The 18,253-nt window shown below is 59.6% G+C and carries 13 protein-coding genes and 1 tRNA gene; 13 read left to right on the forward strand and 1 reads right to left on the reverse strand.

Annotation, left to right across the window (positions count from 1 at the left end; translation table 11 throughout):
• Positions 1–225: 225 nt before the first annotated feature.
• The 4 genes from ilvC (at position 226) to HYP802_RS0109855 (ending at position 6,633) form a co-directional block, all read left to right on the forward strand.
• Positions 226–1,245 carry a ketol-acid reductoisomerase gene (gene ilvC / locus HYP802_RS0109835; protein WP_013947101.1) on the forward strand — a complete coding sequence of 340 codons (1,020 nt, stop codon included), beginning with the start codon at positions 226–228 and terminating at the stop codon, positions 1,243–1,245.
• Between the two features lie 277 nt (positions 1,246–1,522).
• Complete coding sequence (locus HYP802_RS0109840) at positions 1,523–3,883, forward strand: TonB-dependent siderophore receptor (RefSeq protein WP_013947103.1); 2,361 nt, start codon at positions 1,523–1,525, stop codon at positions 3,881–3,883.
• 992 nt (positions 3,884–4,875) lie between these two features.
• Complete coding sequence (locus HYP802_RS0109850; protein ID WP_013947105.1) at positions 4,876–5,613, forward strand: NUDIX hydrolase; 738 nt, start codon at positions 4,876–4,878, stop codon at positions 5,611–5,613.
• 108 nt (positions 5,614–5,721) lie between these two features.
• Positions 5,722–6,633: a PhzF family phenazine biosynthesis protein gene (locus HYP802_RS0109855; protein WP_013947106.1), complete on the forward strand. Its 912-nt coding sequence runs from the start codon at positions 5,722–5,724 to the stop codon at positions 6,631–6,633.
• 151 nt (positions 6,634–6,784) lie between these two features.
• On the opposite strand, the gene HYP802_RS0109860 is transcribed toward HYP802_RS0109855, so the two are convergent.
• A complete protein-coding gene (locus HYP802_RS0109860; protein ID WP_013947107.1) occupies positions 6,785–7,345 on the reverse strand; it encodes a cytochrome b in 561 nt (186 codons plus the stop codon).
• 482 nt (positions 7,346–7,827) lie between these two features.
• Between HYP802_RS0109860 and HYP802_RS0109870 the strand changes: the two genes are divergently transcribed.
• The 9 genes from HYP802_RS0109870 (at position 7,828) to HYP802_RS0109910 (ending at position 18,231) form a co-directional block, all read left to right on the forward strand.
• Positions 7,828–9,408 carry a 2-isopropylmalate synthase gene (locus HYP802_RS0109870; RefSeq protein WP_013947108.1) on the forward strand — a complete coding sequence of 527 codons (1,581 nt, stop codon included), beginning with the start codon at positions 7,828–7,830 and terminating at the stop codon, positions 9,406–9,408.
• Between the two features lie 203 nt (positions 9,409–9,611).
• Positions 9,612–10,652: a rod shape-determining protein gene (locus tag HYP802_RS0109875; protein ID WP_013947109.1), complete on the forward strand. Its 1,041-nt coding sequence runs from the start codon at positions 9,612–9,614 to the stop codon at positions 10,650–10,652.
• Between the two features lie 41 nt (positions 10,653–10,693).
• On the forward strand, positions 10,694–11,620 hold the full coding sequence (gene mreC, locus HYP802_RS22870) for a rod shape-determining protein MreC (RefSeq protein ID WP_013947110.1): 927 nt from the start codon (positions 10,694–10,696) through the stop codon (positions 11,618–11,620).
• The gene (gene mreD / locus HYP802_RS22875; RefSeq protein ID WP_024275655.1) at positions 11,617–12,129 is read left to right on the forward strand and encodes a rod shape-determining protein MreD; all 513 of its coding nucleotides are present in this window, start codon (positions 11,617–11,619) and stop codon (positions 12,127–12,129) included. Before mreC ends, mreD begins: the two co-directional genes overlap by 4 nt.
• Positions 12,129–13,994 carry a penicillin-binding protein 2 gene (gene mrdA / locus HYP802_RS0109890; protein WP_013947112.1) on the forward strand — a complete coding sequence of 622 codons (1,866 nt, stop codon included), beginning with the start codon at positions 12,129–12,131 and terminating at the stop codon, positions 13,992–13,994. The genes mreD and mrdA overlap by 1 nt, the downstream gene beginning before the upstream one ends.
• Positions 13,994–15,127, forward strand: coding sequence for a rod shape-determining protein RodA (rodA, locus tag HYP802_RS0109895; RefSeq protein ID WP_013947113.1), 1,134 nt, complete (start codon positions 13,994–13,996; stop codon positions 15,125–15,127). The genes mrdA and rodA overlap by 1 nt, the downstream gene beginning before the upstream one ends.
• A gap of 196 nt (positions 15,128–15,323) precedes the next feature.
• Positions 15,324–15,399: transfer RNA gene (locus HYP802_RS0109900), tRNA-Lys, on the forward strand.
• Positions 15,400–15,831: 432 nt separating this feature from the next.
• On the forward strand, positions 15,832–17,928 hold the full coding sequence (locus HYP802_RS22880) for a glycosyltransferase (RefSeq protein ID WP_013947114.1): 2,097 nt from the start codon (positions 15,832–15,834) through the stop codon (positions 17,926–17,928).
• 9 nt (positions 17,929–17,937) lie between these two features.
• On the forward strand, positions 17,938–18,231 hold the full coding sequence (locus HYP802_RS0109910) for a PqqD family protein (RefSeq protein WP_013947115.1): 294 nt from the start codon (positions 17,938–17,940) through the stop codon (positions 18,229–18,231).
• Positions 18,232–18,253 lie beyond the last annotated feature (22 nt).

Below are 18,253 nucleotides of genomic sequence, written 5' to 3' on the forward strand. Positions count from 1 at the left end.
GGACGCATTTTGGGTTAATTTCGCTATGCAGCATGGGCGAAAGGCTGCGGTGAAATATCCGAGTTTCGGCCTGCCGCCAGTGTCCGCGGGCCGTTGAATCCTCGATCCGATGTCTGTAGGTTCCGCCCAGATTTCAGGGCGCCCGGTTTCAGAACCATCCGGGCCGCCATTGCTTTCAACCCAGCCCGAACGTCGATTTCGACCGGGGAACCCGAGAGGCCGCCCATGCGCGTCTATTACGATCGTGATGCCGACATCAACCTCATCAAATCAAAGAAGGTCGCTATTGTCGGCTATGGCAGCCAGGGCCATGCGCACGCGCTGAACCTCAAAGACTCCGGCGTGAAAGACATCGTCATCGCGCTGCGCAAGGGATCGCCTTCGGCGAAGAAGGCAGAGCAGGCCGGTCTCAAGGTCATGGAAGTCGCGGACGCTGCGAAGTGGGCAGACGTCATCATGATGCTGACGCCTGACGAATTGCAGGCCGATATCTACAAAGAGCATCTTGAAGCCAACATGAAGAAGGGCGCGGCGCTGCTGTTCGCGCACGGCCTCAACGTGCACTTTAACCTGATCGAGCCACGCGAAGACCTCGACGTCGGCATGGTCGCGCCGAAGGGCCCGGGCCACACGGTGCGCGGCGAATACCAGAAGGGCGGCGGCGTGCCGTGCCTCGTCGCGGTGCATCAGGACAAGAGCAGCAACGCGCTCGACCTGTTCCTCTCGTATGCGTCGGCGATCGGCGGCGGCCGTTCGGGCGTGATCGAGACGACCTTCAAGGAAGAATGCGAAACGGACTTGTTCGGCGAGCAGGCCGTGCTGTGCGGCGGTCTCGTCGAGATGATCCGCGCCGGTTTCGAGACGCTGGTCGAAGCGGGCTATGCGCCGGAGATGGCGTATTTCGAGTGCTTGCACGAAGTGAAGCTGATCGTCGACCTCATCTACGAGGGCGGCATCGCCAACATGAACTACTCGATCTCGAACACGGCGGAGTACGGTGAATACAAGACCGGTCCGCGGATCGTGACGCCGGAGACGAAGGCGGAGATGAAGCGCGTGCTCGCCGACATTCAGACGGGCCGTTTCGTGCGCGATTGGATGCTCGAGTGCAAGGCAGGCCAGCCGAACTTCAAGGCGACGCGCCGTATCAACGATGCGCACCAGATCGAGGAAGTCGGCGCGAAGCTGCGCGGCATGATGCCTTGGATCGGCAAGAACAAGCTTGTCGACAAAGGCAAGAACTGATCCGCGACGCGCTTTGGCGCGCAGGAAGGTTTCGTTCGACAGACACACGGCGGCCTTTCGAGGCCGCCGTTTTTTTTCTGTTCTTAGATCCTCGTGGTCTGAACAGGCGAACGCCGTGCATCACAACTGTCGCCTATGTGTCACTTCGTGACGATGGAGTGCCCACGATGCGGCGATGACGGCTTGTTCTATACAAATTTGGTATATAATTGGGCATCGCGGGCTTGTTTTCGCGGGGGATGCACCGGCTGACGCCACAGACTTACAGGATACGTATATGTCTCGATCTAAGTACGTAAGTGTTGCCGCGTCCGTCGTTTTCAGCTCCGTCGCTTCTTCATGGCCGGTCTTCGCACAGACGGCGGAAACCGATCCTTCAGCCGCTGCCGGATCGCCTTCAGTCGGCGCGCCCGATAGTCCCCCTTCCGATTCGCCTCCGACCCCGGACGTGCTGCCGAGCATGGTCGTAGAGGGAAAGGTACAGAAGAAAAAGATTTCGAAAGCCAAAGCGAAGACCAAGCCGGTTCAGGCGGTGACGACGTCACAGCCATCCGCCGCCCCAAAGCCAGCGGGCATCATCAATTCAAGAGCGGGACGGAATACGCCGTACGGTCCCGTCACAGATTATCTTGCTGCGGCTACCGAAACCGGCATGAAGACCGACACGCCGCTTAACGAAATACCGCAATCGATTTCAGTGGTCGGTGCCGAACAGATCCGGGATCAGGATGCGCAGAGCGTGCAGGATGCCTTGCGCTACGTTCCCGGCGTGGTGGCAGATGGCTACGGCCTCGATAGCCGCACCGACGGTCCCATTATCCGCGGCAGCACCGAAGTTCCCGAATATCTCGATGGCTTGCGCCGCACCTTCAGCTATTACACCTACAATTACCGGCTTGAGCCCTATTTCCTCGAACGCATTGAAGTGCTTCGAGGCCCGGCATCCGTGCTTTACGGACAAGCGGCGGTTGGCGGCATCATCAATTCCGTCTCGAAGCGACCGCAGTCCGAAACCGCGGGCGAGATCGGCGTGCAATACGGTTCGTTCGATTTCAAGCAGGTCAATTTCGATCTGACCGGACCGATGACCACGGACGGCAAGTGGTCGTATCGACTAACTGGCGTTGCGCGCGATGCTGATACCCAGGTGAAGTACGTTCCCAACGATCGCTACGCCCTGGCCCCGGCCATCAGCTATCGTCCGGATAACAACACCACCATCACCGTCATTGGAGACTTTCAGCGCGATCGCACGGGCTCCACCGCGCAATTCTTCCCGCACATCGGCACCATCTTCCCCAACGTGAACGGGAAGCACATCAGTTGGGACACGTTCGCCGGGGAGCCGGGCGACCACTACGACACCGACGCCATGGCAGGCACAGTGCTCGTCGAGCACAAGTTCAACTCGTGGCTGAAGTTGCAGCATGCCTCGCGCTACGCCGATATTCACAATGACTACAGCGCCGTCGCTGTTAATTGGGACTATCTCGATGCGGCGCAGGAGGAGCTATCGCGGTATCGCTGGATGTCGATCACCGATACTCAGGTCTTCAACCAGGATACTAACCTCGAAGCTAAGTTCGGAACCGGTCCGCTGGAGCACAAGGTGCTGGCCGGTGTCGACTTCACACACTTCCATGCGACCCAGGGTTGGGATTATGCGTACGACGCGAACCCCGATTTTTCCGAGAGGCCGTTCAATATCTATCACCCTGTTTACGGCCAGGCGAATTGGGTGGGAGCCAATTGCGCGGGTGAAGCGTATGCTTTTACGGCAGCGCCTAAGACACCAGCTTGCGACCGGCAGTCGGTTGTCCAGACCGGGCTCTATGGTCAGGACCAAATTCGTCTTGGGAACTGGCTCGCGGTGCTTGGTTTGCGCCACGACTGGGTGGACAACACGACAAACGGCTCAAGCCAAGCGGACGAGGCGACGACATATCGTGCCGGGCTGATGTATGAGTTTTCGAATGGCTTCACGCCATATTTCAGCTATGCCGAGTCGTTCATACCGGTCGTTGGCTTCGCCCGAACAGGCGCTGCATTCAATCCGCAAGAAGGCCGCCAATATGAGGTCGGCTTCAAGTATCAGCCAGTCGGTTCAAATTTTTCCATCAACAGCGCGATCTACGACATCAACGATACCGGCCGCCTTGTCGCGGACCCGATCAATCCTAACTATTCTGCCCAGATCGGCAAGGCCGAAGTCAAAGGCTTCGAAATCGAGTTGGTTGGCAGGCTGACGAAAAATCTCAAGAGCGTTCTCGGCTATTCGTATACGCAAGCTGAATACGCTGGCGATTACGAGTACGCGGGCAACCAGATCGAATCGATCCCCAAAAATGTTGCGTCGCTTTGGGCGGTCTGGGATTTCGATCAGCCTGGTCTTAAGGGCTGGTCCATGGGCGGCGGCGTTCGTTACATCGGCGCATCGTGGGACGAAACGAACACGATACAAGTTCCGGATGTGACGCTCTTTGATGCCATGATCGCTTATGAAACCGAACATTGGCGCTGGCAGCTCAACGGCAAGAACCTCGAAAACAAGCTGTATTACAGCACTTGTCTCGCTCGTGGCGACTGCTTCATCGGCGAGGCCCGTACGATTACGACCAGCCTGACCTACAAATATTGAGCATTCATCGCGGGTTTTTCCTCTCGCACGATGCGCACCAGGTCGAGGAGGTCGGCGCGAAGCTGCGCGGTATGATGCCTTGGATCGGCAAGAGCAAGCTTGTGGACAAGGGCAAAAACTGATCCGCGACGCGCTTTGGCGCGCAGGAGGGTTTCAAAAAAGCGCGGTGGCCGTCCCGGCTGCCGCGTTTTTTGTTGCGCATTTGATTTCAGATGAAAGTGTCATCCTGGGGCTCGGCCCAAGACTCCGTTTCCATTGAGCGGCAAAGCTTGCGGCCGCCAGCAAATCGTCGAGCGGGCCGCGGCGTGATCTCGGGAGAGCTATGCGGCTGCATCCCGCCTGCGCCGCCCGATGACGTTAGGTCCAAAGTACAGGGATGGAGCGGGAGACTGTCAGCGATAACGCGGAACCAACCCGCACTGCCGCGCTCTTGGGGAGGGTTTACGTGCGGCAGCGCGGGCGGTCCACGTCATTTCCAGCCTTGGCCCTTGCGGGCGCAGGCCGGGACTAACGCGGGCGGCAGAGGAGCGGGGACCTCTGCCGCCCGTTTCCGAATACTGCCGCATACACGGCATCTTCGGATTTGAAGGGGCTCTGACGCAGCGCGACCGCTGCGTGAGCCCGATGGAGTTTCCATCGGGCGGCAGATGATCCCATGGGCACCTCACCGCTCTACAACCCTGGCGCAACACCAGGATTTGAAACCGGCTCAGAGGTGCTGGGAGATCTTGACTGTCGCCCCCCAGCGACGCTGTCGTTAACGGTATATGGCTGTCGAATCTTGGCCGCGTCATGACCAAACTTGGCTCAACAAAAGGCTGACGTGAAAATCTGCGAAAAGAGTCCGGAGCCGAAATCGATCCGAATATCGGCATGTTGAGCATTTGAATTTGCATGGAAGTGGCGCTTTTCGGTTTTAATCAAACCGAGACTTAATTGTGGCTGATGCGGCGGGGATTTTTTCTCCGCGCTGCCTATAAAGAAGGGTGAGAATGCAAGATATGTCCGAAGGCGGCTTTCCGCACGAAAATGGCGTGAAAGTCGTATCGAATTGCATGCTGAAGGTGATCGACGCGCCTTGGCCATTTGCCGAAGAGTATGCAGCGGAGATCAAGGCCAATTGGGAAAAGGCGAAAGCCTTCAATTCGAATTATTTCAACGGCATCGTTTATCTGACGAAAGACGCACGCTCTGTCGGCAGCGAAATTCACGCTACGCTCATTCGGACCGATTTCAAAAGCTATCTCTATTGGCGCGGGCAGGGATTTCCAGAATCCGGCGTTATCGACGGCTTTGGTTCGGCGCTGATTCGCTCGTCCGACGGGAATTTCATGCTGATCATGCAGCGGCCGGGGAACGTCAATCACGGTTTCGCCTATCTGCCGTCGGGCTTCATTGATCAGAACGATGTTCTTCCCGATGGAACGATTGATATCGGCCGCAGCGTCGAGCGCGAGGTCGATGAGGAAATCGGGGAAGCCGGAAGCAGCTTGAAGCGCGAAGAAGGCTTCATCGTTGCGCGGGCAGGCGTACACCTGTGCTTTGCGGTGCCGTTCTATCTTCCGATGACGTCGGAAGAGTTCGTCTCGCGGGTTGCGCGCCACAATGCGACGACGGACGATCCCGAAATCGAGAGCGTCATTCCGGTCGGCCACCTCGACGATCTCGCAAATCTCAAGGTTCTTCCGCATGCGCGTGTGTTACTCGAAGCACTTTTGGTCGGGCGCTAAAGAGCTTTCGAATGGGAAAAAAGGGCTTGGCGCAGGCAAAACCTTGCCGCATGGTGCCGCCGCTCGCGCGGGGTTTGGCTGCGCAGCCGACAGCGGGGAGACCGGCGCGTGGCGCTTAACTATCACGTTCTTGATGTTTTCACGGAGCGGCCGTTCGGCGGCAATCCGGTTGCGGTGGTTCTTGGCGCCGATCATTTGAGCGCCACGGAAATGCAGACCATTGCGCGCGAGTTTAATCTCTCCGAAACGGTCTTCGTGTTGACCTCGACGAGTCCCGGTCACACGGCGCGCATTCGCATCTTTACGCCAACGCGTGAGCTGCCGTTCGCCGGTCATCCGACGATCGGAACGGCGATCCTGTTGGCCGAGTTGCGTGCGCCGCTTGGCAACGGCCATGGCGATGCGATCATCGCGCTCGAAGAGGAAGTCGGCAGCATTCGCGTCGGCGTGCGGATGCGGGGCGGTGGGGCATCGTTCGGCGAGTTCGACGCGCCGAAGATAACGAACCCGATCGAATCGCTTTCCGAACCGGAGCAGATCGCGGCATCGGTCGGGCTCATTCCGGCGGAGATCGGGTTTGAAAATCACAAGCCGACGCTGATCCGCGGCGTTCCAGCGTTTGCCTACATTCCCGTGGCCAATCTCGAAGCGATGGCGAAGGTTCGCGTCGCGCCGCAGCACTGGGCGAGAGCGTTCGGCGACCGCGGGATTTTGGGCGTCTATCTCTACACGCGTCAGTGCGTGCGCACGCAATCGGCGTTTCATGCGCGGATGTTCGCGCCCGACATCGGCGTGCCGGAAGATCCGGCGACGGGGTCGGCGGCTGCAAGCTTTGCCTATGTTGTCCAAGGCTTCGACGCGCTTCCCGACGGCATGCACAAGCGCCCGATCGAGCAGGGCTTCGAGATGGGCCGGCCAAGCGCCATTTCGCTGACGATGTCGATTGTGCGTGGCAAGCTCGACGGCGTTCGCATCGGCGGCTACGCGGTGCGCGTGGCCGAGGGCGTGCTCAAGCTCTGAGCGCCTTGTCATCCTCGGCTTTATGCTGAGGACCCATTTTGATGGGGGTGGCGATGCCCGAGGGATCCTCGGGACAAGCCCGAGGATGACAGTGGTAAGCGGCGATATCTGACATCACAATCTCCTCTCTCCAGTGGGAGAGGAGATCACTTCAGCGCGCCGGCCGCACCATCCGTATCAGCGTGTTGTCCCTCAGCACGTAGTGGTGGAACAACGCGCCAACGGCGTGGAGGCCGATTACATAGTAAAGAGCGTTGCCGATGAACTCGTGGATTTCTTCCAGATTGTGGGAGAGGGCTTTATCCTCACCAACTATTGGCGGAAGTGAAAGCCCGTAGAAGGGCACGGAGTGACCGGCCGCGCTTACCATGATCCAGCCAAGCAGAGGCATACCGATCATTGCGGCGTAGAGGATGAAATGGGTCAGGTGTGCGATGGCGGTCTGCCATACTGCCGGGCGAGGAATGATCGGCGGCGTGCCGTTGTGCGAGCGAATGCCGATGCGGATGATGACCAGCAGCAACACCGTGATGCCTAGCATCATATGAATTGAAGCAAGAAGAGCTCGTGTCTCGCTGCCCTTCGGATAGTAGCCCTTCAGTTCGATGGCGGTGAATACAGCCGCGATCAATACTGCCATGATCCAGTGCAGCGCGATCGCTGACGGAGGGTAGCTGCTAGAGTTGACAGATGAATTTGTGGCGACGGTCACGAAAAATTCTCCACGAAACCTATTGGACTACACCGGCATATAAGCGCTCGGGCCGAATTGAGGCTGATCAATGTTGGCAATGTTTCAAAATTGGATGGCTTGAGGTTATGAAACGGCAAAGCCTGTAAAATCCGTCTCGGCGCCAGTTTGGCCCCCCGCAGCGGCGCGACGGTAGGACAGCTTGATTTTCGGGGGGCAGATCGGCTATTGACGCCAGACTGGACCTTTGGCCGGTTTTCTTGGATTAATTGCCGTTATGGCTTGCGCGACCGACATCGCCGTTTCTTTTGCGCCGCTTTCGAGCACGCGCGGCGGATCTTTTGCGCCCAAGCTCCTGCTTTCGCTTCTCCTTACCGGCCCCTGGGCCGCATGACGCCCGGCTGTCCGCCGGGTTGGTGCCCAGGGGATTGGACGGCCAGGACTTCGAGATTGAGAGCGATCGGTGGCGAGCCCCAGAGGTCGCCCGGCAAAGGATGAATACAATGACGTCCCCAAGCAAAGGCGCTGCGCCCGAACAGCAGCGCGACGACGATAAGATCATCATTTTTGATACAACTCTGCGCGACGGTGAGCAGTGCCCCGGCGCTACGATGACGTTCGAGGAGAAGCTGCAAGTCGCCGAGCTTCTCGATTCCATGGGTGTCGACATCATCGAAGCGGGCTTTCCGATCGCGTCGGAAGGCGACTTCGAGGCGGTGACGGAAATCGCCAAGCTCGCCAAGCAGTCGGTCATCTGTGGCCTGGCGCGAGCGAACTTCAACGACATCGATCGGGCGGGCGAAGCGATCAAGCCAGCGAAGCGTGGCCGCATTCACACATTTATCGGCACGTCGCCGCTGCATCGCCAGCACCAACTCCAGCTCAGCCAAGAACAGGTCTATGAGCGCGTCGTCGCTTCGGTGACGCGGGCGCGCGGCTACACCGACGACGTCGAGTGGAGCGCGATGGACGCCACGCGGACCGAGCACGATTATCTGTGTCGTGTGGTCGAAGCAGCGATCAAAGCCGGTGCGACGACGATCAATATTCCCGACACTGTCGGCTACGCGCTGCCGGAGGAATATTTCGACCTCATCACGATGCTGAAGACGCGCGTTCCGGGCATGGACAAGGTTGTGATCTCGACCCATTGCCACGACGACCTCGGCCTCGCGGTGGCGAACTCGCTGGCAGGTATTCGCGCGGGTGCGCGACAGATCGAGTGCACGATCAACGGTCTCGGCGAGCGTGCAGGCAACGCGGCGCTGGAAGAGATCGTCATGGCGATCCGCACGCGCCACGATCTGCTCTCCTATCACACCGGCATCAAGTCGGAGATGCTGTCGCGGGCCTCGAAGCTCGTGTCGGCAGTCACGAATTTCCCGGTGCAGTACAACAAGGCCATCGTCGGCCGGAACGCCTTCGCGCACGAGAGCGGCATCCACCAGGATGGCGTTTTGAAGAATACCGAGACGTACGAAATCATGACGCCCGAGTCCGTCGGCGTCATGAAGTCGTCGCTCGTCATGGGCAAGCACTCGGGTCGCGCAGCGTTTAAGTCGAAGCTCAAGGAACTGGGCTACAATCTCGGCGATAACGCTATGGAAGACGCCTTCAATCGCTTCAAGGCGCTCGCCGACCGAAAAAAGCACATCTATGACGAGGACATTGAAGCGCTGGTCGATGAGGGCGTCGCGCACATGAACGATGCCGTGAAGGTGACGGCGTTGACGGTCATTGCCGGAACGATGGGACCCCAGACGGCGACGCTGACGCTCGATATCGACGGCCAGTCGAAGACGGTGCAGGCTGTCGGCAACGGACCTGTTGATGCAACTTTCAACGCCATCAAGCAACTGTTGCCGAATAACGCGCGCTTGGCACTCTATCAGGTGCACGCGGTGACCGAGGGGACGGACGCCCAAGCTGAAGTTTCGGTGCGGCTCGAAGAAGAGGGCCGGGCTGTAACGGGGCGGTCGGCCGATCCCGATACGCTCGTCGCCTCGGCGCGGGCCTACGTCGCAGCGCTCAATAAGCTCGTCGTCAAACGCCAGAAAACGGCGCAGGCACAGCAGGCGTTCTAAGCAAAAAGCCCGAATTTCGTCGGACTTTGGTCGGGGCAGCGTGCCACGTTCGTAGCATGCTACCCCGCCGGCGCTTGCCTGTGTATGAACATGCTGTGACCGGTAACCATTCGGGCACTCAAGTCGTTCTCGATGGTGGGCGACCTTGATTAACGCCGTACGTCCCATAAGCTGGGCGACATGAAGTGGGCCGGATTCACGGGATGTTTGGTTTAGGTGTCAAAAGAGCTTTCTCCGACAGCATTGCCATCGATCTCGGCACGGCCAACACGCTCGTTTTCGTCGCCGGACGCGGTGTGATCCTGAACGAGCCTTCGGTGGTCGCCATTCGCTCGCGCGGCGGCGTTCGCGAAGTTCTGGCCGTCGGCGAGAAGGCGAAACAGATGCTAGGGCGGACGCCGGAAAGCATCGAGACGATTCGGCCGCTGCGCGATGGCGTCATCGCCGATTTCGTCGCCACGGAAGAAATGCTGCGGCAATTCATCGGCCGCACCAAGTCCCTCGTTGAGTTCATTCGGCCGCGCATCCTGATCTGCGTGCCTGCCGGCGCGACGCCCGTCGAGCGGCGCGCGGTCTATGAAACCGCGATGCTGGCGGGGGCGCGGAAGGTCTACCTGGTCGAAGAACCTGTGGCGGCCGCTATCGGCGCTGGGCTGCCGATTGACGAGCCTAAGGGCTCGATGGTGGTCGATATCGGCGGCGGTACGACGGACGTTGCGGTGCTGTCGCTAGGTGGCGTCGTGCAGGCCAGCTCGATCCGCTGCGGCGGCAATGCGATGGACGAAGCCATCGTGCGCTATGTCCGTCGCCGTCATCAACTGCTGATCGGCGAAGCGAACGCTGAGCGCATCAAGATCGAGGCAGGGTCGGCGTCGCGCGTCGTCAACGGCGAGACGGCCGAGATCGTCATTCGCGGCCGCGAGATTCGCGAGGGTAAGCCCAAGACGGTCACGCTGAGCCCGCAAGATATCGCGGAGGCGCTTGAGCCGCCGATCGAGAAAATTGCCGAGTTCATACAACACACCATCGAGGACCTTCCGCCCGAGATTTCGACCGATATTTGCGAGCGCGGCATTCACCTGTCGGGAGGCGGATCGAAGCTTGCAAAGCTCGATCAGGAACTCGAACGGCGGATCGGCGTCAAAGTTCATGTACCCGAACAGCCGGAGCAGTGTGTGATCTCCGGATCGGCCGCTATTCTGGAAGCGCTCAAGGAGCGCGAGCATCTTTTGATCAAGCCTTGAGTTTGATCGACGTTCGAATTTGAGAGCAGCGGAACCCCTTTATGACGCGCCTCAAGGAAGGTCATGTTTACTTCGGGCGCGGCGATGGCACGGCGTCGCGACGGCGTTTGCGTCCGCTGCTGCTTTTGCTCATTTTCATTTCAACAGCATTGATGCTGCTGAGCCGGCTCGATCACAGCATGCTCGGCGATGTGCGCTGGCAGATCGCGTCGTGGATGACGCCCGTATTCAAGACCGCGATGATACCGGTCGAGCCGATCCGCGAGATGGGGCACGCGATCTCGACGCAAGTGTCGCTGCAAGACGAAGTCGACCGGCTGCGGAAAGAGAACCAGAAACTCGGCAGTTGGGAGTGGCGGGCGCGCCAGCTTGAAGCGAAGCTTGCCGGTCTCGAGGCGATTGCGAAAGTTGTCCCGGAGCAGAAGCTCGATTTCATCACCAGCCGGGTGATCGCCGACTCGAGCGGCGCGTTCGTGCATAACGTCACCATCGACGCCGGGCGCGCGCGCAAAGTGAAATGCGGCTATCCGGTCGTCAATGCCGACGGGCTGATCGGACGCGTCGTCGATATCGGCCCCAATGCGGCGCGCGTGCTGCTGGCGACCGATCTTAATAGCCGCATTCCTGTGGTCGTCGGGCCGAAGGCGGTGCGCGCGATCATGGCGGGCGACAACAACTCGCAGCCGCGGCTGATCTACATTCCAGACGGCGCGAAGATTTCGCCAGGCGATGACGTTTCCACCTCAGGGCAGGGCGGGCTATTTCCAATCGGGCTGCGTCTCGGCGTTGTTGCTGACGGTGCGAAGCCGCGCGTCGCACTGCGCGCCAATCTTGATCGTCTCGATTACGTTAGCGTGCTTTTCTACGACGATCCGTCTGCGCATCTGACCGACGATCTCATGGGCGGCAAGGCTGCAAGCGACGCCGCGGGCACGGTGCCGAAATCATTCGAGAGAGCGGGCCCATGAGGTGGCTGCGGTTCCTGATGCCGGTCGCTTCCGTCGCAGCGCTGACGATCGTTGCGATCCTGCCGTGGGGCCTGCCGACAGTGGATCGCTTCGTGCTCCCGCTGCTGCCGGTCGTCGCCATTTATTATTGGACGCTCGATCGCGACGCATGGCTGCCGGAATGGAGCATTTTTCTAGCCGGGCTTTTGCTCGATGTGCTGACCCAGGGGCCACTCGGCTATTGGGCGCTCGTCTATCTCGTCGCTTATGTCATTGCGGTTTACTGCTCGCGCTTCGCGGTTGATACCACGGCGCTGAGGCTGGCGCTTTTCACCGGCGCGATCATCACCGTAACGCTCTTTGCGTGGCTTGCTGCTTCGGCGTATTTCATTGCGTTTCTCGATGCTGAACCCTATGTGCGCGGCGCTGGCGTCGCGGTGCTGGCTGCCTCTCTTATCACGCTGTTGCGCGGCGTTGCCCGATCCGCAGGAGCACCCGCCCGTCCCGTTCGACTGACGCGGGGGGATTGATGGCGGACAAGCCTGACGACGATCTGAGGCGAAAGAACCAGTTCACGCGGCGGTCGGTGCTGCTGGGCTGCGCGCAGGCGGCGGGGTTTGGGTTGATCGGCTGGCGTCTCTATGACCTGCAGGTGGCGAATGCACGCCGTTACGCGCCGATGGCGGAAGAAAATCGCCTTAACGTGCAGGTGCTGACGCCGAAACGCGGTCGTATTCTCGATGCATTCGGACGCGTGCTGGCCGACAACGAAGAACTGTTTCGCGTGACGATCACGCCGGCGCTGGCGAAGGACGTCGGCGGCGTCCTGCAGCGCGTCGGACAGATCGTGCCGCTGACGGACGATCGTATCGCGCGGATCATTGCCCGCGCGCGCAAGCAAAACCGCAATCTGCCGACAACCGTCGCGTCGGATTTGTCATTCGATCAGGTGGCGAAGATCAACCTTTATGCGCCGAGCCTTCCCGGCATCAAGACCGATTTCGCCTGGCGCAGGCGCTATCGCGACGGCGCGGCGCTGAGCCATGTCGTCGGCTTCGTCGGTAGCGTCGAGCGCTTCGGCATCGATGATGATGCCGTGATCCGCATTCCGGATATTCGCATCGGCAAGAGCGGCGCAGAGCTCGGTTTCGACGCCGATCTTCGCGGCACGGCAGGTACGCAGAAATCCGAAGTCGATGCTCGCGGACGCGTGGTGCGGAATATCGAGACTGTCGATCCGGTTGCCGGGAGCGATGTGCATCTCACGCTCGACAGCGAATTGCAGCGGCGCGTCGTCGATCGCATGCAGCGCGATGGACTGGCTTCTGTCGTTGTGCTGGACATCGCAACGGGTGCGATCCCGATCATGGCCTCGGTGCCGGGCTTTGATCCGGCGCAAATCGCGGGCGGCATCTCGGAAGCCGATTGGACGAAGCTTTCAGCGTCGGACGACAAGCCGCTGCTCAACCGGGCGGTCGCCGGTCTTTATACGCCGGGTTCTACATTCCTCATCGTAACGGCTTTGGCGGCGCTCGAAGCCGGCGTCGTTTCGCTCGACGAGCCCGTGTCATGCAGCGGTCGATACGAATATGGCGGGCAAATCTTTCGTTGTTCCAATCCGAACGGACACGGCAAGATCACCTTGCAGGAGGCCATCAGCGCGTCATGTGAGGTGTTCTTTTGCGAGATGTCGGCGCGGCTCGGCATCAAGCGCATCGCGCGTGCTGCGCGTGCGATGGGTTTGGGCGCGACGAACAACATCGGACTGCCTGACGAAAAGCCCGGCATCGTTCCGGATCGCGATTGGAAGCGCGGCAATCTCAATGCTGGTTGGCTCGGCGGTGAGACGCTGCTGACAGGCATCGGCCGCGGTTATCTGCAAGTCACTCCGCTGCAACTTGCCGTCGTCGCGGCGCGGATGGCGAGCGGACGTGCCGTCGTTCCGGTTCTGCGCAAGCCTGACAATCCGGCGGCGACGCAAGCGGTTGCGTTTGCCGACCTGCCTTTCCGATCCGCAGATTTCGACGCGGTGCGTGGCGGCATGTCGGCTGCCGTCAACGACACGAAGGGTTCGGCGACGGCGGCGCGGCTTGGTGACGGCAAAGGACCCGTTGCGGGCAAGTCAGGCGTTTCCGAGATCGGCGCGCGCGGGACGGATAGCGCCGACCGATCGAGACGCAATCACGCATTGTTCGTCGGCTACGAGCCCGCAAATGCGCCGCGCTATGCGCTTGCTACTGTCATCGAGCATGCCGGTGACGGCGCGGTAGCCGCGGTTCTTGCGCGCGATGTCCTTGCGCTTGTCATCGACCGTGACGATCACGATCGCAGCAAATCGGGTGCCGATGGCAGCGAGGTTCCGCCGTTGAGTAAGCGCGCGGAGGAGGCGGGGTAATGGAGACGATCTATTCCGCGTGGAATACCGGCCAGCCGCTTCGCATCGGCGCCAAGCTGTTGCGTATCCATTGGCCCGTGATTGCCACGGTGTGCCTGCTTGCGGGAATCGGCACGGCGACGCTTTATTCCGTGTCGGGCGGCTCGTTTGTCCCGTGGGCGGAGCGGCATACGCTGCGTTTTCTCGTCATGCTCGCCGTCGTCGTCATCATGGCGACGGTACGTCTCGAAGTCTGGATGAAACTCGCCTATCCGGTTTATGCGGTGGCCCTGCTGACGCTGGCCCTCGTGCCGTTCGTCGGTGTCGAGGCGCTCGGCGCGAAACGCTGGATCGGGGCGGGCGCGATCTCGTTTCAACCCTCAGAGTTGATGAAGCTCGCTTTGGTGGCGGCGCTCGCGCGCTACTATATGTGGCTGCCGCAGGAAGACGTGCGCCGCGTGCGTTATATTCTCATTCCTCTGGCAATGATCGGCATTCCGGTGCTGCTGACGCTGCAGCAGCCGGATCTCGGCTCGGCAGCGTTGTTTCTGGTGTTGGGGCTGTCGCTGATGTTTCTCGCAGGTGTGCCGCTGCGCTATTTCGCGCTGGGCGCGATCCTGGCCGTTGCGGCGATGCCGGCGATCTGGTCGGGCATGCACGGCTATCAGAAGCGTCGCATCGAGGTCTTTCTCAATCCAGGGATGGACCCACTCGGCGCCGGCTATCACATCATGCAGTCGAAAATCGCACTTGGCGCAGGCGGGATCGCTGGCTCGGGCTTCATGCACGGCACGCAGAGTCAGCTCGATTTCGTGCCGGAGAAGCACACGGATTTCATCGCCAGTATCATCGGCGAGGAGTGGGGTTTCACGGGCATGATGCTGCTCATCGCCATCTATGCGGCGCTCATTCTGATGATGATGCTGATGGCGCGCCGGTGCGATAACCGTTTTGCGCGCTTGGCCATCGCAGGCTCGGCGATGACGTTCTTCATATACGTCTTTATCAATCTGGCGATGGTGACAGGCCTCGTGCCCGTCGTCGGCATTCCACTGCCACTCGTGTCTTATGGCGGGACGTCGATGACGACGCTGATGATCGGGCTCGGCATTGCCATGTCGGCCTATGTGCACGGGCGCGACGGACGGCGCTGAAAGCCGCGGAACTTGCCCGTCCGGTCGTCCGGCGGGTGGTCAAAAAGCCCCATTTTCTCAATCGCGTGGCGAATGTGAGGGAGGGGGGTGGACAGAGCCCGCCAGCGATGCTATGCGCTCCGGTCTCGGGGCCCGTTCGGGCCCCTTCGCCGTCCTTGGAGGCTTCGCGCCTTCGATATTCAGGCGGTGTTGGTACGGGTGATTAGCTCAGTTGGTAGAGCAGCTGACTCTTAATCAGCGGGTCGAAGGTTCGAGTCCTTCATCACCCACCAATCAAAGATATTTCGCGTGAATTCAGCAAGCTAAGTCTTACAATTGCAGCTGATTAAAAAAATTCGCTGATTTTCTCGAGCTTAGGCGAACCGCTCCGGGTTACGAATTGTCCGTGAGGACAGGTCGCCCCTTCGAAGCGGAGCCGACAGCTTTAATCGTGCCCGCGTGTCTCGGGTCTGCTTGCTCTGTAGTCCCGCAAGCGTTCTCGCTGGAACAGGTCAATTTTGACAGCATGTTCAAGTACAGATGACTTAGACCAGCGATGTCCCCCTAGAAGCGTTGTCGGGCCTGCGGTTGTTTTGCTTGTCTGTCTCGATTGCGCACAGAATTTTCTGTAGCGGACGTAGTGTCACGGACATCCATCTTTTAGAGTAGCCGTAAGTCGGAGGTGGCGGCGAATAGTTTGTTTCGAGGTCACGGGGACAGGTGTCATGGCCGCTTTGCAGACTCAAAGTGTTTGCGGTGTCTCGGTCGTGATGCCCGTTTATAACAGTGCACGTTATCTCGACGCCGCAATCGACAGCATTCTGCGCCAGACATTTTCGGATTTTGAATTTCTTATCATCGACGACGGGTCCACGGACGGCTCCTACGAACGTCTTCTGGAATGGCAAAGGCGCGATGAGCGCATCCATTTGATTGGTCGTCCACATCGGGGTATTGTCGCTTGTCTGAACGAGGGACTCGCGGCTGCACAAGGCGCGATCATCTCGCGCATGGATGCAGACGATGTGTCTTTCCCCCAACGCCTCGAGCGACAAGTCGCGTTTCTGAAAGACAATCCCGGCATCGCTGTCGTGGGTTCGGCAATTCGCTTTATCGACATCGACGGAAATCCGCTTTCGACCGCCGCATATCCCACAACGCCGGATGAGGCGATGGTGGCGCTCGATCGGGGAAACGCGCCTGTAGCGCATCCCGCGATTGCGATGCGCCGCGATGCGGCACTCGCCGTTGGGGGATATCGGCCTCTCTTCGATTTTGCTGAAGATTTCGACTTGTGGCTCCGGCTCGTCGAGCACCATCAGATCAGCAATCTGCCGGACGTGCTGCTCGAGTTTCGCGTGCATGGTAAGAACGTCTCGACCACGCGACGTTGGGAGCAGGCACTGGCGGCACATATCGCCAGATTTTCTGCGAAGCGCCGACGAGCCGGGTTTCCGGACCCGGTCGAGGGCGTATCGAATTTAAAGTTGGAGCATCTTGAAGAATTACATCTTTCGGCTGCGGAACGTTCTTCTGTTCTTGCTGATCTGGCCGAAGCCGCGCTGGTTTCGTATGAGGCTGGGAAACGGCATAGCTATCTTCTGCATGCGTTCGATAGTCTCATGGCCAAAGATGAGCTAAAATCCTCACGAGACCGCCGTTCCGCACGAAAGCTCATCGCACGATTGTGGATGACGAGCGCACCATCAGATGCAGCTCGCCTTACGGCGCAGATTACGAGAAAACTCGCAACAGGGCGGGATTTGCGAGCCATGTCAAATCAGGACGCTGTCCATCGCTGGCTTCTGCACGGTTCTGATCCGACAGGGCCGCTGACAGGCGCCCCGCGGGACCTGCTGTCGGCCCAAGGGATGCAGCAGCTCGTGATTGAGGGAGACGCACACGGCGTTCTTCCTATCCTGATGGACAACATCCCCGGCCTCAAAGACAACGACGATTATGAGCTTGCCCGGAACGACGCGCTATCGAGAAGGCGCATCGGTACGACATTCTCCGCAATGCTGCGCATCCACTGCGATGCGATACTCCGTGCGGCCAAAGATCTTCCGCTGACTGTCGTTAAGGGACAAACCTTCGCGCGAGTGCTTTACCCGAAGCCTTCTTTCCGGCCGTTCACCGATATCGATCTGCTTGTTGCGCCGGATGCTGTTCCGGCTATCAGCGAAATTCTCGCAGGCCACGGATTCGTAATGGTCGAGGACGGTCATGATCCCGTACGGCTGGAAACGAAATGGCTCCATCGCGACAACGCGACGTTGATGGTCGAAGTGCACACGAACCTGGTCCATCATCCGAAGTTGAGGTCAGCTCTTTCGCTAGCTTACGAGGACATCGCCGATGGACCGGAGTCGGCCGCTGCTTTAATGACAATTGCGGCCCTCCATGGAGCGTTACATCGGTTCGAACGCCTCCGGCAAGTCGTCGATATCTGCCAAGCCGCCAGGCATCTTTCGACACCTAAAGACGAAGCTCTGTTCGCGCGGATGCTGGACAAGAGCGGGGCAAGATTTGCGGCGGTCGCTGGACTGGAACTAGCTTACAGCATTTTCGGTGAACCGCGTTGCCGGGAAATCGCGCGTGAGATCGGTCCGACGAGATATACTTTTTTTGCGCGGGCACTCGTTGGGCGATCGGCAGTCGTCTCGACAATGAGCAGCGCTCGCTTGTATCATTCCTGGCGACGGCAGTTATTCCGGATGATGCTCATGAAAAGTCGGACCTTCCAAGGGAGGCGTAACATTGCACACCCGGAAGGGGCCTTCGACCCGGCAGACACGTTGGTGCAAAATCGTTTAGAGTGAGGGTATCTCATGCTCCATCGAACTGTTCCCAGGCAAGCCTTCGGGTTCTTTACCGAAGAGATGGACGGCGAAAGCGTTCTGTTTCGTCTCGGCAGGCCTAAGGCCATTCACCTGAACGAGACCGCCGCTTTGATCTGGAAACTGAGCGATGGTACACGGTCGGTCCAGGATCTGATTGATTTTCTGAAAGCCGAATATCCGGATGCGCAGTCCGACGTGGAGGTCGATGTCGAGCGCGCGGTCGCCGACCTGATGCGGGTAGGCGCGCTTCTTTCAACGGAAGCAAAAAGCGCAACGCCTTAGAGAACGAGAGAAGCCGGCGATG

This window comes from Hyphomicrobium sp. 802, from assembly GCF_000526135.1.
Taxonomy (GTDB): Bacteria; Pseudomonadota; Alphaproteobacteria; order Rhizobiales; family Hyphomicrobiaceae; genus Hyphomicrobium_B.